At 41.7% G+C, this 25,306-nt stretch carries 31 protein-coding genes; 12 read left to right on the top strand and 19 right to left on the bottom strand.

All coding sequences use genetic code 11. The features are described from left to right. Nucleotides 1–22: 22 nt before the first annotated feature. The 4 genes from MHH23_RS06545 to MHH23_RS06530 are packed head-to-tail and all read right to left on the bottom strand — an operon-like array spanning nucleotide 23 to nucleotide 4,056. Complete coding sequence (locus tag MHH23_RS06545) at nucleotides 23–1,504, bottom strand: phytoene desaturase family protein (protein ID WP_340959108.1); 1,482 nt, start codon at nucleotides 1,502–1,504, stop codon at nucleotides 23–25. Continuing rightward, the gene (locus tag MHH23_RS06540) at nucleotides 1,501–2,628 is read right to left on the bottom strand and encodes a glycosyltransferase (RefSeq protein ID WP_327878794.1); all 1,128 of its coding nucleotides are present in this window, start codon (nucleotides 2,626–2,628) and stop codon (nucleotides 1,501–1,503) included. Before MHH23_RS06540 ends, MHH23_RS06545 begins: the two co-directional genes overlap by 4 nt. After that, nucleotides 2,613–3,359: a lysophospholipid acyltransferase family protein gene (locus MHH23_RS06535; protein ID WP_144680047.1), complete on the bottom strand. Its 747-nt coding sequence runs from the start codon at nucleotides 3,357–3,359 to the stop codon at nucleotides 2,613–2,615. Before MHH23_RS06535 ends, MHH23_RS06540 begins: the two co-directional genes overlap by 16 nt. Beyond that, a complete protein-coding gene (locus MHH23_RS06530) occupies nucleotides 3,328–4,056 on the bottom strand; it encodes a carotenoid biosynthesis protein (RefSeq protein ID WP_017358367.1) in 729 nt (242 codons plus the stop codon). The genes MHH23_RS06535 and MHH23_RS06530 overlap by 32 nt, the downstream gene beginning before the upstream one ends. A 173-nt stretch (nucleotides 4,057–4,229) precedes the next feature. Here MHH23_RS06530 and MHH23_RS06525 point away from each other — a divergent pair, with 173 nt between their 5' ends. The 3 genes from MHH23_RS06525 to MHH23_RS06515 are packed head-to-tail and all read left to right on the top strand — an operon-like array spanning nucleotide 4,230 to nucleotide 6,798. Beyond that, complete coding sequence (locus tag MHH23_RS06525) at nucleotides 4,230–5,231, top strand: ABC transporter substrate-binding protein (RefSeq protein WP_024719321.1); 1,002 nt, start codon at nucleotides 4,230–4,232, stop codon at nucleotides 5,229–5,231. A 15-nt stretch (nucleotides 5,232–5,246) separates the two neighbouring features. Further along, complete coding sequence (locus MHH23_RS06520; protein ID WP_008342956.1) at nucleotides 5,247–6,017, top strand: ABC transporter ATP-binding protein; 771 nt, start codon at nucleotides 5,247–5,249, stop codon at nucleotides 6,015–6,017. 34 nt (nucleotides 6,018–6,051) lie between these two features. After that, a complete protein-coding gene (locus tag MHH23_RS06515; RefSeq protein WP_370529235.1) occupies nucleotides 6,052–6,798 on the top strand; it encodes an ABC transporter permease in 747 nt (248 codons plus the stop codon). 30 nt (nucleotides 6,799–6,828) lie between these two features. Here the strand turns inward: MHH23_RS06515 and ytkD are convergent, their stop codons facing one another. Next, on the bottom strand, nucleotides 6,829–7,305 hold the full coding sequence (gene ytkD, locus MHH23_RS06510; protein ID WP_039168329.1) for an RNA deprotection pyrophosphohydrolase: 477 nt from the start codon (nucleotides 7,303–7,305) through the stop codon (nucleotides 6,829–6,831). 246 nt (nucleotides 7,306–7,551) lie between these two features. On the opposite strand from ytkD, the gene MHH23_RS06505 reads away from it, so the two are divergent. Together MHH23_RS06505 and MHH23_RS06500 are read left to right on the top strand one after the other, a co-directional pair. Then, complete coding sequence (locus MHH23_RS06505) at nucleotides 7,552–8,205, top strand: TerD family protein (RefSeq protein ID WP_039168327.1); 654 nt, start codon at nucleotides 7,552–7,554, stop codon at nucleotides 8,203–8,205. Nucleotides 8,206–8,227: 22 nt separating this feature from the next. Continuing rightward, nucleotides 8,228–9,010 (top strand): AIM24 family protein, encoded by a 783-nt coding sequence (locus tag MHH23_RS06500; protein ID WP_340959106.1) that lies wholly within the window; start codon nucleotides 8,228–8,230, stop codon nucleotides 9,008–9,010. A gap of 193 nt (nucleotides 9,011–9,203) precedes the next feature. Here MHH23_RS06500 and MHH23_RS06495 read toward each other — a convergent pair whose 3' ends face one another. The 4 genes from MHH23_RS06495 to MHH23_RS06480 all read right to left on the bottom strand — a co-directional run bounded on the left by MHH23_RS06495 (nucleotide 9,204) and on the right by MHH23_RS06480 (nucleotide 10,871). After that, nucleotides 9,204–9,512, bottom strand: coding sequence for a hypothetical protein (locus tag MHH23_RS06495; protein WP_008342945.1), 309 nt, complete (start codon nucleotides 9,510–9,512; stop codon nucleotides 9,204–9,206). 43 nt (nucleotides 9,513–9,555) lie between these two features. After that, on the bottom strand, nucleotides 9,556–9,960 hold the full coding sequence (locus tag MHH23_RS06490) for a phage holin family protein (protein ID WP_008342944.1): 405 nt from the start codon (nucleotides 9,958–9,960) through the stop codon (nucleotides 9,556–9,558). 157 nt (nucleotides 9,961–10,117) lie between these two features. Beyond that, nucleotides 10,118–10,309, bottom strand: coding sequence for a hypothetical protein (locus MHH23_RS06485; RefSeq protein WP_008342942.1), 192 nt, complete (start codon nucleotides 10,307–10,309; stop codon nucleotides 10,118–10,120). Between the two features lie 124 nt (nucleotides 10,310–10,433). Next, nucleotides 10,434–10,871, bottom strand: coding sequence for a Dps family protein (locus MHH23_RS06480; protein WP_007501934.1), 438 nt, complete (start codon nucleotides 10,869–10,871; stop codon nucleotides 10,434–10,436). 131 nt (nucleotides 10,872–11,002) lie between these two features. Here MHH23_RS06480 and ytzI point away from each other — a divergent pair, with 131 nt between their 5' ends. Next, the gene (gene ytzI, locus MHH23_RS06475) at nucleotides 11,003–11,149 is read left to right on the top strand and encodes a YtzI protein (RefSeq protein ID WP_017358370.1); all 147 of its coding nucleotides are present in this window, start codon (nucleotides 11,003–11,005) and stop codon (nucleotides 11,147–11,149) included. An 8-nt stretch (nucleotides 11,150–11,157) separates the two neighbouring features. On the opposite strand, the gene MHH23_RS06470 is transcribed toward ytzI, so the two are convergent. Both MHH23_RS06470 and MHH23_RS06465 read right to left on the bottom strand, forming a co-directional pair. After that, nucleotides 11,158–11,595, bottom strand: a complete 438-nt coding sequence (locus MHH23_RS06470; protein WP_008342936.1) for a FixH family protein — start codon at nucleotides 11,593–11,595, stop codon at nucleotides 11,158–11,160. A 122-nt stretch (nucleotides 11,596–11,717) separates the two neighbouring features. Continuing rightward, nucleotides 11,718–12,191: an S-ribosylhomocysteine lyase gene (locus MHH23_RS06465; RefSeq protein WP_008342935.1), complete on the bottom strand. Its 474-nt coding sequence runs from the start codon at nucleotides 12,189–12,191 to the stop codon at nucleotides 11,718–11,720. A 128-nt stretch (nucleotides 12,192–12,319) separates the two neighbouring features. Between MHH23_RS06465 and yidD the strand changes: the two genes are divergently transcribed. Continuing rightward, nucleotides 12,320–12,544, top strand: coding sequence for a membrane protein insertion efficiency factor YidD (gene yidD, locus MHH23_RS06460; protein WP_008342933.1), 225 nt, complete (start codon nucleotides 12,320–12,322; stop codon nucleotides 12,542–12,544). A gap of 1 nt (nucleotide 12,545) precedes the next feature. Here yidD and MHH23_RS06455 read toward each other — a convergent pair whose 3' ends face one another. Then, on the bottom strand, nucleotides 12,546–13,112 hold the full coding sequence (locus MHH23_RS06455; protein ID WP_017358372.1) for a beta-class carbonic anhydrase: 567 nt from the start codon (nucleotides 13,110–13,112) through the stop codon (nucleotides 12,546–12,548). 213 nt (nucleotides 13,113–13,325) lie between these two features. Here MHH23_RS06455 and MHH23_RS06450 point away from each other — a divergent pair, with 213 nt between their 5' ends. Beyond that, nucleotides 13,326–14,318, top strand: coding sequence for a metal ABC transporter solute-binding protein, Zn/Mn family (locus MHH23_RS06450; protein WP_024719324.1), 993 nt, complete (start codon nucleotides 13,326–13,328; stop codon nucleotides 14,316–14,318). Nucleotides 14,319–14,395: 77 nt separating this feature from the next. Here MHH23_RS06450 and MHH23_RS06445 read toward each other — a convergent pair whose 3' ends face one another. Then, nucleotides 14,396–14,638, bottom strand: coding sequence for a type B 50S ribosomal protein L31 (locus MHH23_RS06445; RefSeq protein WP_017358374.1), 243 nt, complete (start codon nucleotides 14,636–14,638; stop codon nucleotides 14,396–14,398). Between the two features lie 175 nt (nucleotides 14,639–14,813). Here MHH23_RS06445 and MHH23_RS06440 point away from each other — a divergent pair, with 175 nt between their 5' ends. From MHH23_RS06440 to MHH23_RS06425, 4 genes are all read left to right on the top strand, one after another. After that, entirely contained in the window at nucleotides 14,814–16,145 is a 1,332-nt protein-coding gene (locus MHH23_RS06440) for a cytochrome ubiquinol oxidase subunit I (RefSeq protein ID WP_340959105.1), read from the top strand. Between the two features lie 22 nt (nucleotides 16,146–16,167). Beyond that, nucleotides 16,168–17,214, top strand: coding sequence for a cytochrome d ubiquinol oxidase subunit II (locus MHH23_RS06435; RefSeq protein WP_169476099.1), 1,047 nt, complete (start codon nucleotides 16,168–16,170; stop codon nucleotides 17,212–17,214). A 68-nt stretch (nucleotides 17,215–17,282) separates the two neighbouring features. Then, nucleotides 17,283–17,441: a DUF1540 domain-containing protein gene (locus MHH23_RS06430; protein ID WP_008360682.1), complete on the top strand. Its 159-nt coding sequence runs from the start codon at nucleotides 17,283–17,285 to the stop codon at nucleotides 17,439–17,441. Nucleotides 17,442–17,466: 25 nt separating this feature from the next. Beyond that, nucleotides 17,467–17,658: a hypothetical protein gene (locus MHH23_RS06425; protein WP_017358376.1), complete on the top strand. Its 192-nt coding sequence runs from the start codon at nucleotides 17,467–17,469 to the stop codon at nucleotides 17,656–17,658. 105 nt (nucleotides 17,659–17,763) lie between these two features. Here the strand turns inward: MHH23_RS06425 and menC are convergent, their stop codons facing one another. The 6 genes from menC to MHH23_RS06395 all read right to left on the bottom strand — a co-directional run bounded on the left by menC (nucleotide 17,764) and on the right by MHH23_RS06395 (nucleotide 25,207). After that, entirely contained in the window at nucleotides 17,764–18,888 is a 1,125-nt protein-coding gene (gene menC, locus MHH23_RS06420) for an o-succinylbenzoate synthase (RefSeq protein WP_008342917.1), read from the bottom strand. After that, nucleotides 18,875–20,335 (bottom strand): o-succinylbenzoate--CoA ligase, encoded by a 1,461-nt coding sequence (locus tag MHH23_RS06415; protein ID WP_076822482.1) that lies wholly within the window; start codon nucleotides 20,333–20,335, stop codon nucleotides 18,875–18,877. Before MHH23_RS06415 ends, menC begins: the two co-directional genes overlap by 14 nt. A 70-nt stretch (nucleotides 20,336–20,405) precedes the next feature. Continuing rightward, nucleotides 20,406–21,224, bottom strand: coding sequence for a 1,4-dihydroxy-2-naphthoyl-CoA synthase (menB, locus tag MHH23_RS06410; RefSeq protein ID WP_039168312.1), 819 nt, complete (start codon nucleotides 21,222–21,224; stop codon nucleotides 20,406–20,408). A 14-nt stretch (nucleotides 21,225–21,238) separates the two neighbouring features. Beyond that, the gene (gene menH / locus MHH23_RS06405; RefSeq protein ID WP_039168311.1) at nucleotides 21,239–22,069 is read right to left on the bottom strand and encodes a 2-succinyl-6-hydroxy-2,4-cyclohexadiene-1-carboxylate synthase; all 831 of its coding nucleotides are present in this window, start codon (nucleotides 22,067–22,069) and stop codon (nucleotides 21,239–21,241) included. Further along, nucleotides 22,054–23,796 (bottom strand): 2-succinyl-5-enolpyruvyl-6-hydroxy-3-cyclohexene-1-carboxylic-acid synthase, encoded by a 1,743-nt coding sequence (menD, locus tag MHH23_RS06400; protein ID WP_268430976.1) that lies wholly within the window; start codon nucleotides 23,794–23,796, stop codon nucleotides 22,054–22,056. The genes menH and menD overlap by 16 nt, the downstream gene beginning before the upstream one ends. Next, complete coding sequence (locus MHH23_RS06395; protein WP_017358381.1) at nucleotides 23,789–25,207, bottom strand: isochorismate synthase; 1,419 nt, start codon at nucleotides 25,205–25,207, stop codon at nucleotides 23,789–23,791. The genes menD and MHH23_RS06395 overlap by 8 nt, the downstream gene beginning before the upstream one ends. Between the last annotated feature and the right edge of the window lie 99 nt (nucleotides 25,208–25,306).

Here is a 25,306-nt window from a genome sequence, read left to right as displayed (position 1 = left end):
ATTCTCTCCTTTTCATTCGGTGTTACGTCAAATGCTTGATAATGGCCTCTGCGACGAGCTGTCCTGATTTTGTCACCATCGGAGTGCCGCCGCCTGGATGACTTGTGCCGCCAACAAACCAAAGTCCTTCAATATCCTTTGATTGATTATTGATGCGAAAAAATGCCTGCTTGAACGAGTTTGACGACATGCCATAAATGGCCCCATGATACGCTCCCGTTTTTTGCTGCAAATCAAGCGGGGTTTGTACCGCTTCAAATTCTACAAGCTGGTCAAGATCAAAGAGACCCTTTTCCTTTAGTTTTGTTTTCATATGCTGGCCATATGTCTCCTTTAGCATGTCCCAATTTTGCTCTTTTGTCACATATGGCGCATTGGCTAATACAAACAAGTTACTTCTTCCTGGCCCTCCGCTTAAAGCTGGCTCTGAATGACCTGAATAACAGATGTAAAGCGTCGGATCATGAGGAAGCTGTTTTTTCTGAAAAATATCCTTGAATTCTTGTTCATAATTCTCTGGAAAAAACACGTTGTGATGAGACAGTTGTTCATAGACTTTAGGGACGCCCAACAAAAGAACAAAACCTGATAACGATGGCTCAATGTTTGCCAGTTTTTGATTTCCAAAGCTCGGGCGGTCTTCTTCATCAATTAATTGGCGATAAACAGTCAGTGCATCTGCCCCCGCAATGACTTGATCTGCCTCATATAACTGCTGATCCGTTTCAACTCCTTGGATTCGCTTATTCTTTACATGAATCTTTTTGACTGGTTCATTGAGATAAATTTGGACACCCAATTCCTTTGCCAGTGTCTCAAATGCCTCAACTAAACGATACGTACCGCCCTTAATACCATAAATGCCTTTTTCTCCTTCTAAATAAGCCATCATATTAAAAATAGCAGGTGCCTCGTATGGAGAAGAGCCAATGTAAGTCGCATACCGGCCAAACATCGCCAATGTATGAGGATGACGAAAATATTGACGCAGCAAGCGCTGAACAGATGTAAAAGGTTTGACAGCAAGAAGGGCTTTCATTAGCTTGACATCCGCTTTATCCTTCCAGGTCAATAATAAACGATTTAAAAACTGATCCTCTGCCATTTGAAAAAGCTTCTTCGATTCCTGTAAAAATGCCCGGTATTGCTGTGCATCCTCTGGACTAAAAACTGCAATTTGTGATTCCATTTGCTCAATATCTGGCGTAAACTCGACCGTATGTCCATCTGAAAAAACATTTTTAGTAAGGGGAAAAATCGGATAAAACGTCACATAATCCTCCATTCGCCTATGACAGGAGGTAAATACTTCCTCAAAATACGCCTTCATTGTAATGGTACTCGGTCCTAAATCAAAAGAGTAGCCAGACACTTGATGGCGTTGTAATTTCCCGCCTAAAGAAGCTTCTTTTTCTAAAATGGTGACCTGGAAACCGCGTGACTGTAAGCGAATCGCAGCCGATAACCCGCCAAGTCCGCCGCCAATAATGATCACTTTTTTCATTCGTACCTTCTTCCTTTCCATTCATAGCCTTCTTTTTTCAGCCCAATTTTCATAGAAGCAAAACCAATGGCAATCAGGCTCATGATACTGACAGGCAATAAAAAGGCCATCGTAGACGTTCTTCCATTTTCGATATCAATGACCGCTTTAATGGATACACCCAGCCCGTAGCAAAGAAGGGCTAAACAGAGATTGACCACATCAAAATGAATTAGTGCGATCATAAAGCAAATAACAGGAACTACATAAAGGACGGAGTATAAACAAAAGACACTGCTTAACAAAGCAATGTTTCGATTCACTCCCGGGAACAAATTTTTCCGATATCCTTCCCATACTTCCTGTCCACTCTCATACATTCTCATGTAGACAAAAGAATGAATACTTGCCAGTGTGAACGGAAAGCCCTTCGCTTTCACTCGTTTAGCCAAAGCCATATCATCCACAAGAGAATCCTTGATCGCTTCATGACCACCTATTTCGTGATAACAATTCTTTTCAATGGCAATAAAGCCGCCATGTGCTGCGGCAAAAGCAGGATGTTGAGATGTTCTGACCCACTTCACTGGCAGATGACAGCCAATCGTAAACATCATCATAGGAACGACAAGATGCTCAAAAGGCGTTCCCGTTTTTTGCTCTGGGAAACCTGAAAGCATGCCCGTTTTTTGTATGCATAACTGCTTGTACACCGCTTCAATAGCTCCTTGTTTTAAGCGGACATCTGCATCTAAAAATAACAGCCAATCAGAAGATGCTGCCTCAGCAAGCTGGGAACAAGCATATGATTTTCCAAGCCAGCCGCGCTTCAATACTTGACCTGACTGCACGCGAATCCATGGATATGTCTCTGCGAAGCCCTCTGCAATCATTCTCGTCTGATCTGTCGAGTGATCATCCAGCACGATCAACTCTTTCGGATGGAGACGCTGATCAACAATCGACTGAAGGCAGGCTTCCAGCCGTTTTTCTTCATTTCTCGCTGGAATGAGGATCGATAATGAAATGGGTTCATCAGGTGAAAGAGATGCCGGCTTGAGTACAGGAAATTGCTTCATATTCCAAATCGTAAACATCAATTGGCAGAGCAGCAAAACACTGATGACAATTAAGAAGATCGCCATGTTTTCACCCACTTTTTAAAGGAATCAAACGCATCACTAGTTGACCGGCTTGTCCTTGTCACCTGCCTAAAATGTTCGTTTGTTGAAAAATCTGGATCAGCAATAACCTGTGCTTGATGTGCGTTTAACTGTGTTTCAAGCAGGTCTCCGAGTAAACTTGTTACTTCCTTACTCCGAAGTGATCTGCCAGCTACTAGGACATCTTCTCCAAATTCAACCGATACCGTCGGTTTTTGAAATTGATTAAATGTATAATGCAGCGTCACAGGTTTGATGACGACCTGCTCAAATTGCCTGACTAAAAAAGAAGCTCCGCCTTCCAGTTCAAGCGGCCTTATGTCTTGGTGCATAATTTTCCCCTGCGGGAAGAGCCACACAGTCCCGCCAGCCTCCATCTTCTCCTTTGCGGTCATTAATGCCTGCTTGACACTTTTCAGCTTCTCTTTATGAACTGGAAATGCACCAAGTTTTTGAAAAAAAGCATATTGCTTCAACTGCTTCTCTTCCATCATCATGGCATGATCCAGCTCAGACATTTGTTCTATTAAAAGAAAAATGATCAGTCCATCCCACCATGAACTGTGATTAGCAAGATAAAGAACAGGATGCTTCTCCTTTGGGTCAACCGTACCTTTCATCATGACACAGCGAAAATGTTTGTTCAGTAAATATCGTTCAAGATAAAAATAAAAGAGTCGTCTAAACGATCGGTTTTTGTCGCTTTCTTTCAAATCGAACCCTTCCTTCACACAAGATGACAATGATCAGTGCTAAATAAAAAATGACATCCAGCCCGCCCTTTAATGCTAAAAGACCAAAGAAGAACACCATGGCCTGATAAATACGCCCATTCCAGCGCAATGCCTGCTGATCAATTGATACGAGCGGGAACAGAAATGAAAGTCCTGCTCCAATGATACCCCAGCTGACAAAATTCTCAAAAGGGATACCAAAGAAACCTCCGCCGTCATACCACACCCAAAACTTTCGTTCAGCCGCTACCGGATCTAATATGAGATCAAGCAGTACAATCCATATACCCGTTTCGACGGCTCGTTTCCACTTCGATTGTTGTCTTGATAAAAAAAGACTATTTAAAAACACCCCAACCCATGCAAAAGCGATCGTCAAAGGCACTCCAGCCACAAGAAATCCAAGCGTCGGATAATAATCATAGGCCCCAAATGGAAAATCAGTTGTGATCCCCACCCATTCAACTGTAAACGTCAACACACCCACAATGGCTGCTCTTACGATCACAAAGCTCCATGCCCCGTAAATATTTCGGCCAATCTCAATGACGCAGCAGGCGTAAAGCACAAGAAAGATACCATTCGCAAACTGAAGCCATGCCGGCACTTCAAAAAAGACCATTAAAATAAGACCTACTACATACCAACCAACAAATACCCAACTCAATCTATACACGAAACCGCTCCTTTATTTCTTCCAAATTCAAGAAAGCATTCATGCTTCTAGTATAGAAAAAAAGACACGTTCTATAAATAAACAATGCGCTTCTTATTTCATCTAGGCACTCACCAAAAATCCCTTTTGACATACTTTAATTAGTGATCTAGAACAAAGGAGGCGAATTACTCTTGAATCGTTCCATTAAAGTCAGACTGGCATTCATATTCGTTGTCCTGCTCTTTATTCCATTTGTCGCCTGTAAAAAAGACCAAGAGCAGACCGTACAAGTAGCCGAGGTGACCCATTCGGTCTTTTATGCACCGCTTTATGTCGCCCTATCCGAAGGATTTTTCAAAGATGAAGGCTTAGAGGTTGAATTAAAAACCACTTGGGGCGGCGATAAAACAATGACAGCTCTCTTATCCGGCGGCGCTGATATCGCTCTGACCGGATCTGAATCTTCTATTTATGTGGAAGCACAAGACACGAAAGACTCTGTCATGAACTTTGCACAGCTGACACAAACAGACGGTACATTTCTTGTTTCAAGGGAAAAAATCAATCAATTTTCTTGGGATCAATTGAAAGGAAAAGACTTTCTCGGACAACGGAAAGGCGGCATGCCGCAAATGGTCGGTGAATATGTCCTGAAAAAAGAAGGCATTGATTTGAAACAAGATCTTCGCATGATTCAAAATATTGATTTTGCCAACATTTCAGGTGCTTTTTCCTCTGGAACTGGCGATTTTGTGCAGTTATTCGAACCGACAGCTTCCTTAATTGAAAAAGAAGGCAAAGGGTACATTACCGCCTCCTTTGGTGAGGCTTCCGGCAAGGTGCCTTATACCACCTTTATGGCAAAGAAGAGTTACTTAGAAGAAAACAAAGAGACAGCTGAAGCCTTTACTCGTGCCATTTACAAAGCGCAAAAATGGGTCAAAGCAAAGAGTCCAGAGGAGATTGCCAAGACAATCCAATCTCAATTTCCTGATACAGACCTTGATGTCTTATCAACAGCTATCAAACGCTACAAACAGCAGAACTCCTATGCAACAGATCCCCTTCTAAATGAAGAGGAATGGAACAAATTACAGGAAATCATGAAGGCAAGTGGTGAACTGCCGGAATTTATCCCGTACAAACAACTTGTCGATTCATCCATTGCCAAGAAGGTCACAGATCACAAATAGAACAGGAGGTAGCACATGTCTTTCCTTCAAATTGACCATGTGACCCACACGTACTTCTCTTTAAAAGAAAAAACAACGGCCATACAGCACATCAATATGGAGATCACTCAAGGTGAATTCATCTCATTTATTGGTCCTAGCGGCTGCGGGAAAACAACCTTGCTTTCCATCATCGCAGGCATTACACCACCCTCCGAAGGTCGAATTTTAATCGAAGGAAAAGAACCGAATCAACAGGAGCATCAAATCGGTTATATGCTCCAGCAAGATTATTTGTTCCCATGGAAAACGATCAAGGAAAATGTCATTCTCGGGTTAAAAATTGCAAAACAAGATTCACATGAAGCCACCTCAGCTGCCCTTAGCTTACTGCCAAAGCTTGGACTCAATGATGTCGAAGAAAAATACCCGAAGGAGCTGTCAGGCGGGATGAGGCAGCGTGCGGCTCTCGCCCGAACGCTTGCAGTTGATCCCGGCCTGCTTCTGCTAGATGAGCCATTTTCAGCACTAGATTACCAGACGAAACTGACATTAGAAGACCTCGTCTTTCACACATTAAAAAACTACCAAAAAACGGCTGTTCTTGTCACGCATGACATCGGCGAAGCCATTGCGATGAGTGATCGCATTTTCTTATTCTCAAAGCATCCCGGCTCTATCCAGCGAATGTTTACCGTTCCCGATGATCTGAGGACGCTCTCTCCTTTTGAAGCGAGACAGACAGCAAGTTTCCAAGAGCTCTTTCAAACGATTTGGAAGGAGCTGAAGACAGTTGAAACACAGTGATCTTTTACATGAAGCCTATCGAAAAAAAGTTCGAATGGAAAAACGCATGACACGAGTCTACCAGTTGATCATTTTCGCCAGTTTCTTTTCACTTTGGGAGCTTGCGAGCCATTTCAGACTGATTGACCCGCTCATTTTCAGTTCACCATCTGCCGTCTGCCAATTGTTTGTACAAAAATTATCAGATGGTTCATTAATTAATCATATGAGCATTACGCTATTTGAAACAGTGCTCGGCTTTCTACTTGGTACTTTTTGCGGCATTTTATTAGCCGCCGCCTTATGGTGGTCCACCCGTCTTGCAAATGTACTTGATCCTTATTTGGTTATTTTAAATGCGATGCCGAAAGTCGCTCTCGCCCCCATTTTAATTGTTGCCCTTGGACCAGGCATGATCAGCATTGTCGCGATGGGTGCCATTATCAGTGTGATCATTACCACCATCGTCATTTATACAGCCTTTCAAGAAGTCGATGAGAATTATTTAAAAGTCATGAAAACCTTTGGCGCGAAAAAAAGAACGGTCTTCCGTGAGGTCATTTTACCAGCAAGTATTCCAACGATGATCTCTGCCATTAAGGTCAATGTTGGTCTTTCTTGGGTTGGGGTCATTGTGGGAGAATTCCTTGTTTCCTCAAAAGGACTCGGCTATATGATCATCTATGGCTTTCAAGTCTTCAACTTTACACTCGTGTTCTTAAGTCTTTTCATTATCGCCGTCTTCGCCACCATCATGTATCAGCTTGTTGAATGGCTGGAACGCCGTTTTCTGCAAAAATAAAAAGCGCAGGGTCATTTCCCTACGCTTTTTTTAACGAATCAAACCGTTCTTTTCTAAATAAGCCATACTTTGCCTCAAGACATCATCTTTCATAATAAAACTGAAATTTTTATTTTTTGCGATGGATCTTGGTAAGTCTGCGAAAAGAACGGGTCCTTTCGTTTCAAAATACGTGTCCTGCTTGACGAGCCTTTCAATATCAGCGAAATAAATATTTTTGACAATGACTTTCTCTCTGCCAAGCACCTGATATTGACCAATATACGTTAATTCACGAACAACAGCACCCGTCTCTTCGTGAATCTCTCGTATAGCGGCTTGATCTGCTTCTTCATTTGGCTCTACTTTCCCTCCTGGAAACTCGTAGCCTCGATCCTCATGTTCTGTAAGTAGCCATTTTCCTTGATAGCGGCAAATAGCCCAAACATGCTTAGGATGACTTGAAAAAGGCTGCTCTTCAAAAGAGAGCTTGACCGTATTATGATAATAGTCTTTAAATACATGCATGTGAAATCCCTCATATCCTGTCCTTGCTTCTTGTAAAACATCATACCACAGATCACATTTCTCTGAAGAATTTTTATGAAAAGTGAAACAAACGAGTGCTTCTATCTCGTCTGTATGTAAAATAAGTATTCTTGCTAAAACCTTTTTATCATCTCCATCCTCATCCCATTTTAATCATGAAACCTTTTGCCCATGATGACGTAAATCAATAAGTGTTTGTCCTACACAGACGAGGAGGAAACCAGCATGAGCATCACAAATGGATCAAAACAAGAAAATAACAAAGCATGGCCAATGAGGCAACATGAGAAAGAAGACGCTTCTCTTGAGGCAGTGAAGAAACACCTCATGAAAGGACAAAAGTTAGATTTAACAAAAGACAATCCAAATGTAGATCAAATTCATATCGGACTTGGCTGGGACTTATCTGGTCAGCCAATTGATTTAGATACGCAAGTGTTTCTCTTAAATGAAGAGGACAAGCTTCTGTCTCCAAAACACCTGATCTATTATCATCAGCAGCAAAGCTTAGATGGAGCTGTTCGCCATCTAGGTGATCATCAGGTCGGCGGAGGCCATCGGGACAATGAGATCATTATTATGCAGCTGAGCAGAGTCTCACCCGATATTCAGAAAATCGTCGTAACAGCCACGATACATGATGCACACGAGCGGGCACATCATTTTGGACAGGTGACCAATGCATACTTGCGCCTTTCAGATCAAATCACACAACAGGAGATTTGTACCTTTCAGTTAACAGAGGATTATTCATTTTGTACATCCATCATTTGTGCTGAACTAACGAGAGTTGAGAACGAATGGAAAATCACCGCAACCGGACAAGGTACGACCCTTGATTTAAATGACTTATGCCGCATCTACGGATTCACATCTTGACGAAGAAAAGGAGCTGGCACGAATGGGATTTCATTTCAACACGATCGAAGAATTGACCTTACAAGCAGAAGGCAACGGGATCTTTTTTGCCAAAAAAGGCGCTATGATTGCCGATCAAGGTACATTTCAATACCGTAAACGATTACTTGGGACGAATAAAGGGAATATGGTCAGCCAAGTATTTAATCATATTAGCAGAAAATTAACAGGTGAAAACCTTGAGATGATGGAAGTGAGTGGACAAGGCACTTGCTACTTGGCTGATTCTAGCGAGCATGTGACCGTCATCAATCTTGAGCCGAACGGTCCTTGGCAACATGTTAGCGTGGAAAGTGAAGATTTACTTGCCTTTACTGAAGAATGTCACTATGGCGTGACACCAGTAGGCGTTGGGATTTTATCACAGAAAGGGCTATTTACTTCAAAGCTCTCGTATCAAAGTCACGGGGCGCAGGTTGCCATCAAAACAAATGGAAACCCGCTGATTTTAAAAGCACCTTGCCGTGTAGATCCTGACGCCATTGTCGCTTGGACGGGCAAAGCACCGAAAGTCAAATTAGATGTGAACTGGAAAACGTTCATTGGACAAACATCAGGCGAATCCTACTTGTTTGAATTTCATGAACAGGACCAAATTGTGATTATCCAGCCATCTGAACGAACATCTGGAATGCGGGTCGGGATAGATGATAACCGGTACAAACCCCAGAGTCAGAGTACCTCACACGAAATCACCAACTCACAGCAGGAAAATAGAGGCGGAATCAGTGATCTAATCGGCGGTATCTTACAGCCTCGAAAATAAAAGCATGTAGAATGTCTCTACATACTTTCAGATCGTTGACAAAAGGCTAAAATGAACTTTCTTTTAGCCTTTTGTCTTCTTTTCAGCGTGATAGAAAACCTTTGCAGTCTAGGAAAAACGAGTACTGGCGCGGAGCGAATTTGACATTCATGAGCATCTGACAAAGAATGCGAGGGTTTGTCTACATGCTTTTTCAATTCATCAGTCCATTGGTCTCAATAAAGTTCTTTGTCTCTTCGTTACCGAGATCATGAATCATGGAGTAAATTTCTTTTCTTTTCCTATCCATTTCGTCGTTTGGGCTATCATAATGATATTCAAGAAATGGAACATGCGCCCGAAAGAAACCTTTCCAATCTGTCATATACTGTTCATCAAAATACTCTCTTAACTGCAAGATTTGGTCATCATCTGCTTCTATCTGAAATTGCCAAGCAGCCGCGTCTCTGTGCTGTGAGATTGATCCGTCTTGAACGGATACATAGTATGTGTGTCTCGCCATCTGATTCATCCTTTTTCCTTTAGTATGACCAGATATGAAGAAATTACGGCTTTTTGCGCAATTTATTTTTAATCATGTCTAACACATCAATAAACAACTGTGGAATGGGAATTCCGAGAGCTCTGGCTGTTGAGACAATCTGGTACGATTCATAAATAATATAAAAGATGAGCGCTAAATCCTTAATTGTCCCCCCAGTCTTCAGCATGACATCGAAGAAATGTGCCATGGATATTAAAGAGATCGTCACAACCTTTCGAACAAGCCTGGTCAAAAAACGCTTCATCGTAAGTTGTCCAGTCACAGATTCTCTTAGGCTTGAACAAATTAATTCTATAGCCATGAGTGTCACTAATATCATGAGTAAATATCCTGCTCCACCAAACAGAAAGCCCATTGCCGACAAACTGACTGTAAACAACGAAAAGATGCCTAAATCCTTGCTCACTTGGCATCAACATCCTTTCATCGTGGAACTTCTTACCTCAATAGTATATGCCGCATTTGATGAATAGCTTGGACGACAAAAAATAAAGGCATGGTTAGCTGTTCAAAAAATTCGTGAAGCGCATAAAAAGAGCCGCCTGTGACGGCGGCTTTCTTGGTTAAACTCTGACATCAATAAACGTAGCATCTGAATCTTTGGGCTGAACAGCTTGAGGCTGCTGCTGCACTTGATCGAGCATCACCATGGCTTGGGCTGTGTTCGTGGCAAGCTGTGAATTCAATAAACTGATATTAAGTGTTTTTTGAATACTCGCCACTTGCTGGCTCATCATTCCTGCAATTGAGGACATCTTCTCCCCTCCCTTCCCTTTTCTCTTCGGCTGAAAGCCCCATCAATTCAATGGGCTGTCTGTCACAAATCCACAAAAAAAGAATGCCGATCTGTTTGATGATCGACATTCCTTTCACATTCGCTTATCCTAAGTATGCTTTTAGCATCCAGTTGTGTTTTTCAATGGATTGATGAATCGCAAGCAACATATCGCCTGTTGTTTCATCGCCAACTTCTGCAGCCAGCTCCATGCCTCGCTTAAGTTCTTCTGCAATATTAGAGAAATCATCATACAGATTTTTCACCATTTGCTCGGCTGATTCATTGCCTTCCGCTTCTTGAATGCTAGAAATTTCTAAGCACTCTTTCATTGTCGCAACAGGTTGTCCATTTAAAGCAAGCATACGCTCAGCCAAATCATCAATGTATGTCGCTGTTTCTGTATAAAGTTCCTCGAATTTTTCATGGAGTGTAAAGAAGTCTTTTCCCTTTACATACCAGTGATAGTTATGTAATTTTACGTAAAGCACAGTCCAATCTGCTACTTGTTTATTGACGACGTTTAATAATTTTTCAGACATGTTGATTCCTCCTTATGTAGTTGCGTTTAGTATGGGATTACCCTTTTTTTATTATACTGAAACCTGCCATCATTTTCTTCTATTTTGACCGCATGAAATATATGTTAATATGGAAATAAGGAGGGAGTTAGATGCTGTTACTTGGGATTATCAGCTTTATCATTATCTCAATCGTTGTCTTTTTATCACTGTGGACGACATCAAAGGCTTATGATTACAAGCATAAAGTCGATTCACCACAGGATGCTGAACCAAACCAACGTCCTAACCCAAAATAAAACCGCTTTCAATGATGTGAGGTATCTTCTTCTTCAGTAGATGAACTCTCTTTTTTCACATCACCTACATGGATGTTTGTCTTCGGCATATTATGCTGCTGTTTAGCTGTCACATGGACTTGTATGATATAAAGGCCATCTTGTTTGAAAGCTGTATGCAATTCATATACACCTTTCTCCTTTTTCTTTGGCTGAATCATCTTGCTGTTATCCTTGTCGCCATCTTTCCACACTTCAAATTCAACATCATCTGCATCATCAACAGGCGTATCACCATATGTGACAGCTGCTTTTACGATAACGTTTTCATTTTTCTCCACTTGCTCCGGCCCTGTTAGTTTGACTTCTAATAGCTCAGGCACTTCTCCCTTGTCATTGCTCGCTGCCGAGTTTCCACATGCACTAAGTAATGCGAGCATCAAAATGATTCCTACCATTTTCCGCATTCGTGTATCCCCCTTTTTTACTGACATGTCCATTTTAACAAATATCCCCTATTTTAACAGCTCTCGTTTCATTTCATATAAAAAACCGGACATTCAATATGTCCGGTTCATCATCTTACTGATTATCCAAATACTTTTAATAGCTCTTCTTGATCCTGAGACAGCCAGAAACGCATTAAACGTTTTGCTCCTTCAAGATCATGAAGCTTCGCTTGACCGCACTGCTCTTCATTTGCAGCAGGAATTTCTGTTACTTCCACTGCATCTTTGAATGTTGCATCAAGCAGTTCAACGATCTCTCTTGGTGTCGGTGCACCGCTGACAACTAAATAGTAGCCAGTCTGGCAGCCCATTGGAGAAATATCGATGATATCAAAATGATCGTATTTCTCTGAGTGTGTTCTAATATTAAACGCAAGTAAATGCTCTAATGTATGAATCGTATCAGGTTTCATTGCCTGCTTGTTTGGCTGACAAAAACGGATATCAAATTTGTTCACTTCCCCATCTGATCCCACTTTATGAACGCCGCAATGACGAACGTAAGGTGCTTTTACAGCATTATGGTCAAGTTCAAAGCTTTCGACTGAAGGCATTAATCACCACTCCTATAATTGCAATTTCCTATATTATAACATATTGTTCCGACCAGTTTAGTTTATAAAACTTCCCTTCCTTGTCCTTTTTTCTTATACTGTGAAAAGACAGACAAGGAGGAACCTCTATGAAACAAATTTTTATCGGCATCATTCGCTTTTATCAAAAATGCATTTCCCCTCTAACACCGCCGAGCTGCAGGTTTTACCCCACTTGCTCAAACTACGGGCTAGAGGCGATCAAAACGCATGGCGCTTTAAAAGGCGGCTGGCTCACGATTAAGCGAATTTTAAAATGTCACCCGCTGCATCCTGGAGGCATGGATCCGGTCCCGCCTAAAAAGGAAAAATAACTTACTTTTCTTCATAACCATTGACAACTAAGTCAAGCTTACCTGTTCCAGGATCAATGACAAGACCATGTACAGGCACATCAGATGGAAGAAGCGGATGATTTTTAACGACAGATACACTGTCTTTCACACTTTCTTCAACTGAGCTAAAGCTTTTGAGCCACTGTTGAAAATCGATTCCTGAGTATTCCAGTACTTCAATCCGTTTTTCTGGAATACCACGCTCAATGGCTTTATTTAAGAGTGTTTCGCTGTCTATTTTACTCATCCCGCAATCGTGATGCCCAATGACGTACACCTCGTCAGCATTCAATTCATAAACAGCCACTAAAATGCTTCGCATAATACTTCCAAATGGGTGAGAAACAAGAGCGCCAGCACTTTTGACAATTTTAATATCGCCATTTTTCATGTTCATGGCGCGTGGAAGCAGTTCAACAAGTCTTGTATCCATACATGATAGAATGACAGCTTTTTTCTGTGGAAACTTCGTTGTTGTAAACTCTTCATATCGCTTCTCTTCAATAAATTGTTGGTTATATTCGATGATTTCGTCTAAAAGTTTCATAAGTTTGTCCATTCCTTTTTCTTTTTTTAAAAATAAATATAGCACAATGTTTTAAATTTCGTCACGTTTTGACGTCTATTTTTTTAGAGGAAACATCTTCTGATGAAAATTTTTTATTTTCCTCTTTTCAAATCGTAATTATTACGATACAATAACTCAGGACATTAAATCGTAATCATTTCTATCTAATAGGTTGAGAGGAGACATTCTTAGATGAAAAAAATCTTTTTTATTTTAACAGCTGCTTTATTAGCGGTCGGTCTTGCCGCTTGCTCAAGCAGTGCGGGGACAAATGCTTCAAAAGGAAAAGCAGATGGGAAATTAACCATTTACACGACGATCTTCCCTATTCAAGATTTCACTGAAAAAATTGGCGGCTCTCACGTGAACGCTCAAAGTGTGTACCCTGCCAATGCAGATGCACACAGCTTTGAACCAAGTTCAAAAACGATGGTTGAAATGGCTGAAGGAGATGCCTTTATTTACAGCGGAACAGGTGCTGAAGCATTTGCTGATAAAACGGCTTCTACGTTAAAAGACCAAGGCGTGAAAACAGTGAAAGCAGCCGAAGGCATCAAGCTATTATCAACACAAGAAGAACATGCTCATGAAGAAGGGGAGGACCATGATCACGATCATGAAGGTGAAGATCATGACCATGATGGACACGACCACGGAGATAAAGATCCCCATGCATGGCTAGACCCTGTTTATGCACAGCAAATGGCAAAAAATATTAAAGACACACTCGTTTCACTAGATCCAGATCATAAAGACGAATACACAAAAAACTATGAATCACTAAAAAAAGAATTACAATCGTTAGATCAGGAATTCAAAACAACGTTATCTAAAGCAGAACATAAAGAAATTCTTGTTTCTCACGCTGCATACGGCTACTGGGAAAAACGCTATGGCATTGAGCAAATCAGTGTACTAGGACTCTCTGCTTCTGAAGAGCCTTCCCAAAAACAGCTTGAAAATATCGTACAACAGGCAGAAAAGCATCACATCAAGTATGTCATTTTTGAAAATAACGTCAGCAGTAAAGTATCAGATACGATTCGCAGTGAAATTGGGGCAAAAAGCCTTACACTGAAAAATCTAGAATCCATTACAGAAGATGATGCTAAAAATGGCGAAAGCTATGTCAGCTTAATGAAACAAAATTTAAACACATTAAAAACAGCTTTAAATGTTGAATGAATTCATGAACCCCGTGCGATCAGCCGGGGTTTTTTACTGCACAAAAAAACACACCATGATCAGGTGTGTTTCTTTGTTTACATTTGATATTTTTTCTTAAACTGCTCCGCTCTGCCGCCTTTTTCTCCGAATTTCTGGCGTCCTGTATAAAATGGATGCGTATCAGAGCTTGTCTCTACTTTAATGACAGGATAAGTCTTCCCATCTTCCCACTCTACGGTCTCATGTGATGTCTTTGTTGATCTACTTAAGAAGCGGTAACCGCTGTTTACGTCCATAAATACAACTTCATGTGAGGTTGGATGAATATCTCTTTTCAATGTCAAAACTCCCTTCGTTATCAAAACGTAATGATTACGTTTTATAGTTATATTCTACTCCCCCTTTTACAACTTGTCAAAAAACAAGCTTTCTTAGTCAGGAAGAATAATCTAAAAATGGTGGAGAATAATAAACACCATCAAAAGAGATGCGATAAGAAAGGCGGAGAAAAAATTGACTGATCTCGTTTTAGCTAGAAGTCTGTTCGGCACAACAATGGGCTTCCATATTATTTATGCCTCGCTTGGCGTAGGCATCCCGCTAATGATTTTGTTAGCTGAACTCATCTTTCAAAAAACGAAGGACCCGCATTATGCCATCATGGCCAAACGATGGACAAAAGCGCAGGCTGTTCTGTTAGGGGTTGCCATTCCAACCGGTACCATTGCTGGTACGCAGCTTGCCCTTCTATGGCCTGGTTTTATGGAGGTCATCGGAAAAGTCATGTCACTGCCATTTCAAATAGAAATTTATGCTTTCTTTATTGAAGCATTATTTATGTCTATTTATGTGTACGCAGCAGATCGTTTATCACCAGCCATGCGCATCATTACCGTTATTTTCGTTGTCATTGGTGCAGCAGCTTCAGCGATTCTCATTACAAACGTACATGCTTTTGAAGGAACACCCGCTGGCTTTCAAATGATCAATGGAGAAATAACGAATATCGAACCTTGGAAGGCATTTTTCAATCCTAGTTTTGTTGTAACTGCTACTCACGTAGTACTGTCTGCTTTTACAACAGGCGCTTTTGTCATTGCTTCTGTCGCTGCATTTAAAATGTTGAAAACAAGAAAAAACGAAAAGCTCTATACCTTTCATCGAAAAGCCCTTTTTCTCGGACTGATTGTAGGCGGACTTTTCTCTTTTCTCACAGCCTTAAACGGTCACGAATCAGCTCAGCTTCTGTATGAATATCAGCCTGAAAAATTAGCGGGTGCTGAAGGTTTATTTGAAACGCAATCACATGCGCCTCTAGCCATTGGCGGTTTTACTGATGCCAATACGCAAGAAATCAAAGGAGCTATCGAAATCCCTTGGGCACTTAGTTTTCTTGCAGGAAATAGCTTTGATACTGTGGTTAAAGGGTTAAATGATTTTCCTAGGGACGAGTGGCCGCCTTTATTTATTCACACATTATTTAACGGAATGGTCATTATCGGCTCATTGCTCATTTTCTTTGCTGTGTTAGCACTGTTTTACCGCAAAATTTTAAAACGCGACCATTATCCAAAATGGCTGCTTGTCCTTTATTTATTTGGCGGGCCTCTTAGTCTTTTGGCGATTGAATTTGGCTGGATCTTTGCCTGTACAGGCCGTCAGCCATGGGTGATTTATCGAATGCTCAAAACCTCTGAAGTCGTCACATCATCAGGATCTATCGGTACACTTTTCATCCTTTTTGCCATTGTCTATCTCATTTTAGGCATCGCAACTGTGATTGTACTGACGTACTACTTTAGAAAACATTCAATTGAAGAAGACTTACGGTTAACAGAATCTTAAAAAGGGAGCGATCTTGATGCAAATGGATGTAACAACTGATGCACTCATTGCAATCACCATCTTATGGGGATTCGTGTTTATCTATGCAGTGATGGCATCAATGGATTTCGGTGCAGGATTTTGGTCAATGATTTACATGAACAAAGAGCAGACAAAGGCCGCAAATATCGCAAATAAGTATCTTTCTCCCACTTGGGAAGTAACAAACGTCTTCATTGTGGCCATCGTCGTTGCCTTGTTTAGCCTGTTTCCAGGTGCAACATTTGTGCTAGGCACTGTTCTATTAATACCCGGCAGCATTATTTTGTTGCTTCTAGCACTGCGAAGCGGATTTCTCGTCTTCTCTCATTCACTGCCTAAAAAATATAGAAAAGCCGTGACATATATTTCAGGAATTAGCGGCTTTATTATTCCGTCCATCCTCATCATGGTTCTCCCCATTACACATGGTGGATTCATCTTTCAGGAGAATAATGTCTACTCATTAGATTTAGGATTGGTCTTTACAAGCGCAAATGTCTATTCTTTCGTAGGTTTTGCGATTTTCAGTACCCTTTTCCTCTCATCTTTGCTTTTAGCTGATTTTTCTAATGTTGCAAACGAAGATGAGGCTTATAACATTTATAGAAGAGGAGCACTGATTACAGGTCCGCTTTCTCTCATGATGGCTTTCTTTATCATGCTCACACTGAGAAGTGAGGCCAATTGGCTGTTCACAAAAATGATGCAGAACATCCCGATCCTGCTTGTTTCTCTGCTCATGTTTTTGCTTGCAGGTTTGGCTCTATTTTTACCAAACAGCCGCTTTAAACATCGGAAAGGGAGACCACGTTTAGCGGTTATCGCCATTACAATTCAATATTTCTTAGCAAGCTATGTGTATGGACATGCGCATTTGCCCTATATGGCCTATCCTGATATTACCATCATGTCTGGGTTTACAGATCCCGTCACATTTAGGGCATTATTTATTACGTATATTGTAGGGTTTATCATCCTATTCCCTGGGTTCTACTTCTTCTGGAAATTGTTTATGAAAGATAAGCGTTATATTCGTCAGGAAGATTAACATGAATGAACGCCCCTTACTTCGGTTACATTATAGATGAAAGACATACTCAAAAGGAGGTCATCTGTATGAGTCAAAAAATCCTTTGTGAAGTAAACAACTGTTCCTACTGGAATGCTGGAAATCGTTGTGGTGCAGATGCAATTTATGTCGTCAGCCATACAGGAAATACGGCTGAGAAAAGTGAAGAAACTGACTGTAAAACGTTTAAACCTCAAGACCTTTAAGTCTCATTAAAGGAGGCGCTTCGCTTTGAAAAACGATCGGCTTGCTCAAACGTTTCTTGAAGAAATTCAGGACGCGGACGAGGCTGCATTTTATCAAGCAGCTCACTCCTTTTTAAATCTTTGGGATTATGAATACGGACATGTTTCCGACATGCCCAATGACATGCATCAGTATATTGGACAGCTTGCTTACGACAGCGGGCTTGTAGAAGAGTAAGAAAGAGCGGATGACCGCTCTTTCTTTTTGTTCAGACAGGAAGGAAAAACTTTCCTTAACTATATAGTGGTTCTATTGATGGTGCAAATGGCGATTCATTCGTTTTCATTTCACAAAATCATGTTTTGTAAACACATCAATTTTATCTGAGAAAGAACGAAGCGCTTGATAATCAACTTCTACACCCATACCTGGAGAACGCGGTACTTCAATAAACCCATTTTCAACTTTAATTTCAGGAAAAATGATATCCTGCTCCCAATATTTCGACGATGCTGAAATATCCCCAGGAATCGTAAATTGCGGAAGTGATGCAAGTGCCACGTTTTGCGCGCGAGAAATGCCTGTTTCAATCATTCCACCGCACCATAACGGAATCTGCTGCTCCTTGCAGAACGCATGAATCTTAAGAGCTTCAGTCAGCCCTCCAACTCGTGAAGGCTTCACATTAATAATCTGACAGCTTCCAAGTTCTACAGCTTTTCTCGCATCATCTAAAGAACAAATACTTTCATCCAAACAGATTGGTGTTTTTAAATGCTTTTGCAAATGCCGATGATCGACAATGTCATCTGCAGCTAAAGGCTGTTCAATCATTAATAAACGAATATCGTCGAGCTGCTTCAGTTTGCTAATATCTTTTAATTCATAAGCAGAGTTTGCATCCGCCATTAACGGGAGGTGAGGGAAAGACTCCCTTATCTTTTGTAGAAGTCCAATATCTTGTCCCGGCTTAATCTTCACTTTCACACGCTGATAGCCTTGATCAACAAATTGCTCGATTTGCTGAATCATATCATCTATTGGTCCTAACCCCGCAACGACACCAGATGGAATTCTATCTCTAGTACCGCCTAAGACGTCACGTAAGGACTTATTTTCTCGCTTTGCATAAATATCCCACACAGCTGCCTCAATTCCCGCTTTGGCCATTCTATTGCCTTTAAAATGGTACAAGCTGTCTGGTATGTCCGAAGGATGTGTAAAAGATCGGGTCAGCACGTTCGGGATAAAGAAAGCCCTGAGCATGTGATAGCAGGTCTCGATGGTTTCTTCTGTATACCACGGAGAAGAGAAGGCAGATACCTCTCCCCATCCAGTTAATCCTGTTTGATCTTTGACCTCGACAATAATAAACTCACGCTCTGAAATGGTCCCAAGGCTCGTTGTAAATGGCTGTTTGAGTTTCATCGTGACATGATATAAGATCACACGTTCAATTTGAATCATCTAAAAACCCCTTTGATTTGAGTCTGTGCCTCTGCAATTTATTCGACGCATTCCTTGGCAGTTCATCCACAAAGTGAAAAGCGGCGGGCCATTTATACTTGGCTAATTGCGACTGACATAAAGCATAGAGCTCATTCTCCGGAATCTGCTCATCTGTCACAAGGAAGGCAGCAGGTACCTCTCCCCATTTTTTATCATATATACCCGTCACTCCGGCTTCCTTTACATTTGGATGTGTTAAAAGAACTGCTTCAATTTCTGCTGGATAAATATTTTCTCCGCCAGAAATAATTAAGTCTGACCGCCGATCAAGCACAAATAAGAATCCGTCCTCATCTACATAGCCAATATCACCCGTTTTCAGCCAGCCCTGCTCAAATGCAGCAGCTGTTGCCTCTTGACGATGAAGGTAGCCTTTCATGACATTTGCACCTTTTACCATGATTTCACCATGCTCAAAAGGACGACACGGACGGTCCTCATCTTGAATCTTTAATTCACACCCAAAAAGGGGTTTTCCCGCTGATCCAAGCTTTTCCACACTAAATTCTGGCGCAAGTGTCACAATTTGCGAGCAGGTCTCCGTCATACCGTACGATTGAAACACAGGAAATCCTTTCTCCTTACTCTCTTGAAGCATCGCATAAGGCGCAGGGCCTCCGCCTAACAGCAGGCAGCGCAAAGAAGACGGACATTCTTCAAGTCCACTTAATAAACGGGACAGCATGGTTTGAACAACTGACAACATCGTCACTCGATGCTGTTCAATAGCATTCTTGACTTCATCGACATCAAACTTTTGATGAAGCACGACAGTCATACCGTATATGACAGATTTAAATATAGCGGATAAACCGCTTATATGAAAAAGAGGCAAGGCAATGAGCCAGCGGTCGTCCTCCCTGATTCCTAAATTCAATGCCGAGGAAACAGCACTATGAAAATGATTACCAAACGTTTGCTCCACCCCTTTAGGGCGTCCTGTCGTTCCAGATGTATACATAATCGTCGCCGTCTCATTTAAATCAATATCATGTACGACCTTCTTTTCCATATCATGATCTGCATCAGGTAAAGTCTCTATTGTATAAACAGGTAAATCACCATGATGCTCATTTGCATATGCAGACTCTGTTAATAAAGCCATGACTTTCGCATCTTCCAGCTGAAAACGTCTCTCTGCTTTTGTTAACTTATTGTTCAATAACACAATCTTGAAGCCTAATAAAAAACAAGCGTGAACAAGCATGACCATATGAGGATGGTTGTTCATTAAAATCGCAACCGTATCCCCTTTTTTAAAAGAGACACGTGTCAAACGATTCGCAAGTTGGTCTACATCATTCGCTAAATCACGAAATGTCCACTCTTTGTCTTGATAAATGAGTGCGACCCGGTCTGGCGTTAAATACGCACGGTGCAGCAGCCAATTGGGTTGCTTCATCATGACACCTCCTTTTCATAAAAGAAAACAGCTCAGTCTGATGCACTAAGCTGTTTTCATCCATATCATTGAATCAAGGGAAACGAGGGAACTGACCGAAGTCTGGCTTCCGTTTTTCCTTAAAGGAATCGCGTCCTTCTTTTGCTTCATCTGTTGTGTAATAAAGAAGGGTCGCATCTCCTGCAAATTGCTGAATACCAGCTAATCCATCTGTGTCCGCATTAAATGCAGCTTTCAAGAATCGTAAAGCAGTCGGGCTCTTTTCTAGCATGTCCTCACACCACTTCACTGTTTCTTCTTCCAGCTGCTCTAATGGTACAACTGTGTTGACCAGTCCCATATCAAGCGCTTCTTGTGCATTGTATTGACGGCATAAGTACCAGATTTCTCTTGCTTTCTTATGGCCCACAATACGTGCAAGATAGCCAGATCCATAACCAGCATCAAAGCTGCCCACTTTTGGTCCAGTTTGTCCAAAAATCGCATTGTCTGCTGCAATCGTGAGGTCACACACGACATGAAGCACATGTCCGCCGCCAATCGCATAGCCCGCAACCATCGCAATAACTGGTTTTGGAATGACACGAATTAAACGCTGTAAGTCTAGGACGTTTAGACGTGGAATTTGATCGTCTCCTACATAGCCGCCATGACCGCGTACTTTTTGGTCTCCACCAGAACAGAATGCTTTACCTCCAGCACCTGCAAGGACAATGACACCAACTTCTGAATTGTCACGAGCACGTGAGAATGCATCAATTAATTCACTTACGGTCTTTGGTGTAAAGGCATTATGTACGTGCGGACGGTTAATGGTGATTTTTGCAATCCCATTATATGTTTCATATAAAATTTCGTCATACTGACGCTCAGTTTGCCATTCAATAGCCATCAATATTTCCTCCTCTAATCTTGCGATAAAATAAACTCACTTACTATTTTACCAAAAAAATGTGGTTGTTCCACATGAACTGTATGCCCGGCATGCTCTGCTACTGTGAATTGACTGTATTCAAGCGCCTGCTGCATACGTTTGGCGATGTGACAAAACTTTTTATCAAGTGTTCCGCAAATGAGTAAAACAGGCTGTTTTATCTGCTTTAATGCTTGCCACATAGACGGCTGTGAACCGGTTCCTATACCTTCTAAGCTGCGAGCCAGCCCGTTAGGATCGGCTTTTAGCCTTCCCTCTCTCAGTTGCGTTAGCCTGTCCGCTGGCAAGGATTTCTGCGAAGCAAACAGCGGAATGTTCTCCCAAAAATCCACAAACTGCGCTAACCCTTCATGTCTGATCTTTTGAGCTAGCTGATGATCATGATTCAGCCTCGCCATCCGCTCTTTAAAAGAGTTCAGCCCTGGAGATGTACTCTCAAGAATCAGCTTGTTTACACGTTCTGGATAACGGGAGGCAAATGATAAAGCAATACGCCCTCCCATAGAATATCCGAGAATGTTCACTTTGTGAAGCTTTAATTGATCTAAAATCTCAGCAAGATCTGCCAGCTGCTGGGACATTGCATATCTTCTTATACTCTTTGGTGAGTCTGTGCGGCCATGTCCAAGCAAGCTGACCTGAATCAATCTCGTATGTTTTTGTGTATAAGTATTCAAAAAAGCCCAAGAAGCTGCACTCCCTGTAAAGCCATGTAAACATAACGTGGCATTTTCAGCAGATGGGTTATGGTCTATCACCTCATATGCCACACCATCGTGCATTCGTATTATGAGTGAAGGCATTCTTTTTTCACTTCCCTCAATATCTCGTCCATCATTTGGCGATGTTTGCCAACGCGAGAATGCCGGTCAGTTTCAATTTCAATTAAATGAAGCCCTGGTTCTTGGATATGCGCCAAGTACACATCTTTTAACTCTTCTTTCGTTGTCGGCTTCGAATAGGTTCCCCCATATAGCTTTGATGCATACTCAAAATTCAACCCAGTCGGCGTACCAAAGAGCTTTTCATAATACGGTTCATCGGATGCCTGCGGAAGGAAAGAAAAGATTCCTCCACCATCATTGTTTAACAACACAACCGTGAGCGGAATGCCCATTAGCTTAGCTGCAAGAAGACCGTTCATATCATGGTAAAAAGATAAATCGCCGATGACTAAAGTGATGGGTTGTTTCAAGGCTGCATATGTTCCAAGAGCTGTGGACACAACACCATCAATGCCATTTGCTCCGCGATTCGCCATCATCCGAAACGGTTTTGACTGCGTTTCAAAAAAGGTATCGACATCTCGAATAGGCATACTATTTCCGATAAAGAGCACACTCTCTTTTGGCAAAAGGTGCTGCAGCTGACGATACACATTTCCCTCAAATGTCAGGTCCTCATCATTGTATTGATTTGCATGCATTCTAAATGAAGAATTGACACTCTGCCAACGTCGTAAATAAGATGTATCCTGACGCTTTTCCGCTCTCATCAAGACTTCTTCTACAAAAGAGGCTGCATGACTTTCAATCATGTATGATGCGCTTAAACCAGGATCTCGATAACCACCCGCAGCATCGACGACAATCTGCTTCACTTCCGCATGCTTTTCTAGCCACTTAAATAAAGGCTTAGACACAGGCATCGGTCCAAAACGAATGACCATTTCAGGCAAGAGATGCTGCTGCAATGCCTCATCTTTTAACAAAGAATCGTATGCATCTATGATGTATTCTTCACTTTCATGTCCATTTCGCAAAAGAGAAAGCGGGTCAGCTAAAATTGGCAGATGCAAAGCTTTTGCAAGACGTAACACTGACGCCTGCTCTTCCGGCGAGTGAAGTTCACCAGCAACAATAATTCCTTTTGCCGCTTTGTTCATGATAGACACTAATTCTGACATAACCCGATCATCCGGACGAGCTTGACCTGCTGCTAAAACTTTGTTCGCAACTCCTTCTTCTCTATCAAAAGGATCAATAGACAAGTCAGGTAGCAATGGTTCTCTCAGCGGCACATTCACCTGAACTGGTCCCTTTGGCTCCTGCGTTGACACATGACTTGCCCTAGCAGCAGCAGTTTGGACATACCGCAGCATCGTTTGGCTTTCTTCTGGCAAGGCTAAGTCTGTGAACCATTTAACAAACTTACCGAATAAGAATTGCTGATCAATCGCTTGAGGTGCCCCAACCTCCCTCAATTCGTGCGGCCGATCAGCAGTTAAAACAATCAATGGTACCCGAGAATAATGTGCCTCGACAACAGCTGGGTAAAAGTTAGCTGCTGCCGTACCTGATGTACAGATGAGTAGCACTGGTGTTTGGCTCGCTTTCGCAAGACCCAGTGCATAAAAAGCAGCAGACCGTTCATCCACTAACACATGGACATTGATTTCTTGATGAGCAAGAGCGAGCATCGCAAGCGGTGTTGAACGGGAGCCAGGACAAACAACTGCCTCCTTCACACCACTTTGCACAAATTCATCCATTAATCTGCCAATATATCTTGTCATGATTTGATTATTCAATAGGACGACCTCCAAGAGCAGACAACATTGGTCTTAATTTCACTTGCGTTTCTTCATACTCTTGTTTTGCAAGGGAATCCTCTACAATTCCACATCCAGCAAACAAACGAACTTGGTCTTCCTCAATAAGACCTGATCGAATGGCGACAGCAAATTCTCCATTGTCCTTAGAATCAATCCATCCCACTGGCGCCGCATACCAACCGCGTTTCAACGGTTCGATTTCACGAATCACCTCTACCGCTTTTTCCTTAGGATATCCTCCAAGCGCTGGTGTTGGATGAAGCTGTTCAATTAATGAAAAGAGTGAACAGCTGCTTTTAATTTCTCCCACAATGGGTGTAAATAAATGCTGAATGTTTTTCGTTTTATAAAGACTTGGTTGATTTGGCTTATGCACATGATGGCAGTTTGCTTCAAATGCCTGCTCAATCATATTCACGACAATTTGATGTTCAATCAAATTTTTCTCATCATGAAGCAGTTCCTCACCTAGTGCCTGATCTTCTACTTCATCTTGACCACGTACAATGGAACCTGCCAAACACGATGAAAACACTTCACCACCGCTTTTTTTCACTAAACGTTCAGGCGTCGCCCCGACAAATGCTTGTCTTCCCTGCTCTATAGCAAATACATAACTCGTTGTTTGATGTTTTAGTAATTCTGCTAATAGTGGAGCGAGTTCTATTTGATTTTTATAGTGAAGCAAGACTTCTCTTGCTAAAACAACCTTTTCATATTCGTTCACACGAATGTGTTCTGTCGCTTCATGGATTGCTTTCATCCATTCCTGGACATCTAACTCTTCCATATGAACAAGCTCAGCTTGTCCATGATTTCTGACAGGCAATGCATCAAAATTAGAAGCTTTCTGTTCTAACTCTTGAATGAGCTGATGAACATTCCCGTCCACCTCGTTCCATTCATTGATCGTTAGAAACGTGCCTTCTTTTGAAACAGTCAGCATCATCGATGGCACAAAAAAATGAGCCTCGCCAAATGCTTCCCAGTGACGCGCCTTTTCTTCGTATGGATCAAATGAAAATCCTCCAAATAAAAGCGGACCAACTGCCGCTTGCTTTAACTCCTTCTCATCATGAAAATGGAACATATGCTGTTTCAGCTGCTCCCATTCTTGATGGACGATATTGAATCGTTCTTTGCCTTGCTCTGATGATTTAATCACGGCCGCTCTGCCAAGTCCAGAAAATATCATTTGGCTTTCTGGATCAGACCAAAAAAACCGCTCGCCTAAAAAATCCGCTTCGCCGCTTTGGAAAAAGGCAAGAGGATCCAGATCGTCAACTCTTCTGGAGTAGCTTATCAAAACAGCATGGTTGACGTTATTCGCTTCTTCTAATGTCGCAAGCGCTTCCTGCCGGAAAGTACTTTGCACTGTTGTCACCATGATACATTCCTCCAAAATCCATGAAATAACATATAAAAATAAAACCATCATGTAAAAAAATACATGAACATTCGAGTATGTCGAATGACATGCTTTTCT

It is taken from the genome of Bacillus sp. FSL K6-3458, assembly GCF_038005045.1.
GTDB classification, from domain to species: Bacteria; Bacillota; Bacilli; order Bacillales; family Bacillaceae; genus Bacillus; species Bacillus altitudinis.
This window is presented reverse-complemented; position numbering and strand designations above follow the sequence as displayed.

What these genes read in the sequence shown, in the direction of transcription:
- MHH23_RS06415 (WP_076822482.1), bottom strand. Translation starts at nt 20,335, where the DNA reads ATGATGAAGCAACCCAATTGGCTGCTGCACCGTGCGTATTTAACGCCA.
- ytzI (WP_017358370.1), top strand. Translation starts at nt 11,003, where the DNA reads ATGCTGTTACTTGGGATTATCAGCTTTATCATTATCTCAATCGTTGTC.
- MHH23_RS06515 (WP_370529235.1), top strand. Translation starts at nt 6,052, where the DNA reads ATGGAAAAACGCATGACACGAGTCTACCAGTTGATCATTTTCGCCAGT.
- MHH23_RS06435 (WP_169476099.1), top strand. Translation starts at nt 16,168, where the DNA reads ATGGATGTAACAACTGATGCACTCATTGCAATCACCATCTTATGGGGA.
- menC (WP_008342917.1), bottom strand. Translation starts at nt 18,888, where the DNA reads ATGATTCAAATTGAACGTGTGATCTTATATCATGTCACGATGAAACTC.
- MHH23_RS06395 (WP_017358381.1), bottom strand. Translation starts at nt 25,207, where the DNA reads ATGGTGACAACAGTGCAAAGTACTTTCCGGCAGGAAGCGCTTGCGACA.
- MHH23_RS06480 (WP_007501934.1), bottom strand. Translation starts at nt 10,871, where the DNA reads ATGTCTGAAAAATTATTAAACGTCGTCAATAAACAAGTAGCAGATTGG.
- MHH23_RS06455 (WP_017358372.1), bottom strand. Translation starts at nt 13,112, where the DNA reads ATGAAACTTTTAGACGAAATCATCGAATATAACCAACAATTTATTGAA.
- MHH23_RS06540 (WP_327878794.1), bottom strand. Translation starts at nt 2,628, where the DNA reads ATGGCGATCTTCTTAATTGTCATCAGTGTTTTGCTGCTCTGCCAATTG.
- MHH23_RS06545 (WP_340959108.1), bottom strand. Translation starts at nt 1,504, where the DNA reads ATGAAAAAAGTGATCATTATTGGCGGCGGACTTGGCGGGTTATCGGCT.
- MHH23_RS06450 (WP_024719324.1), top strand. Translation starts at nt 13,326, where the DNA reads ATGAAAAAAATCTTTTTTATTTTAACAGCTGCTTTATTAGCGGTCGGT.
- yidD (WP_008342933.1), top strand. Translation starts at nt 12,320, where the DNA reads ATGAAACAAATTTTTATCGGCATCATTCGCTTTTATCAAAAATGCATT.
- menH (WP_039168311.1), bottom strand. Translation starts at nt 22,069, where the DNA reads ATGCCTTCACTCATAATACGAATGCACGATGGTGTGGCATATGAGGTG.
- ytkD (WP_039168329.1), bottom strand. Translation starts at nt 7,305, where the DNA reads ATGCATGTATTTAAAGACTATTATCATAATACGGTCAAGCTCTCTTTT.
- MHH23_RS06520 (WP_008342956.1), top strand. Translation starts at nt 5,247, where the DNA reads ATGTCTTTCCTTCAAATTGACCATGTGACCCACACGTACTTCTCTTTA.
- MHH23_RS06500 (WP_340959106.1), top strand. Translation starts at nt 8,228, where the DNA reads ATGGGATTTCATTTCAACACGATCGAAGAATTGACCTTACAAGCAGAA.
- MHH23_RS06485 (WP_008342942.1), bottom strand. Translation starts at nt 10,309, where the DNA reads ATGTCCTCAATTGCAGGAATGATGAGCCAGCAAGTGGCGAGTATTCAA.
- MHH23_RS06430 (WP_008360682.1), top strand. Translation starts at nt 17,283, where the DNA reads ATGAGTCAAAAAATCCTTTGTGAAGTAAACAACTGTTCCTACTGGAAT.
- MHH23_RS06495 (WP_008342945.1), bottom strand. Translation starts at nt 9,512, where the DNA reads ATGGCGAGACACACATACTATGTATCCGTTCAAGACGGATCAATCTCA.
- menB (WP_039168312.1), bottom strand. Translation starts at nt 21,224, where the DNA reads ATGGCTATTGAATGGCAAACTGAGCGTCAGTATGACGAAATTTTATAT.
- MHH23_RS06470 (WP_008342936.1), bottom strand. Translation starts at nt 11,595, where the DNA reads ATGCGGAAAATGGTAGGAATCATTTTGATGCTCGCATTACTTAGTGCA.
- MHH23_RS06505 (WP_039168327.1), top strand. Translation starts at nt 7,552, where the DNA reads ATGAGCATCACAAATGGATCAAAACAAGAAAATAACAAAGCATGGCCA.
- MHH23_RS06465 (WP_008342935.1), bottom strand. Translation starts at nt 12,191, where the DNA reads ATGCCTTCAGTCGAAAGCTTTGAACTTGACCATAATGCTGTAAAAGCA.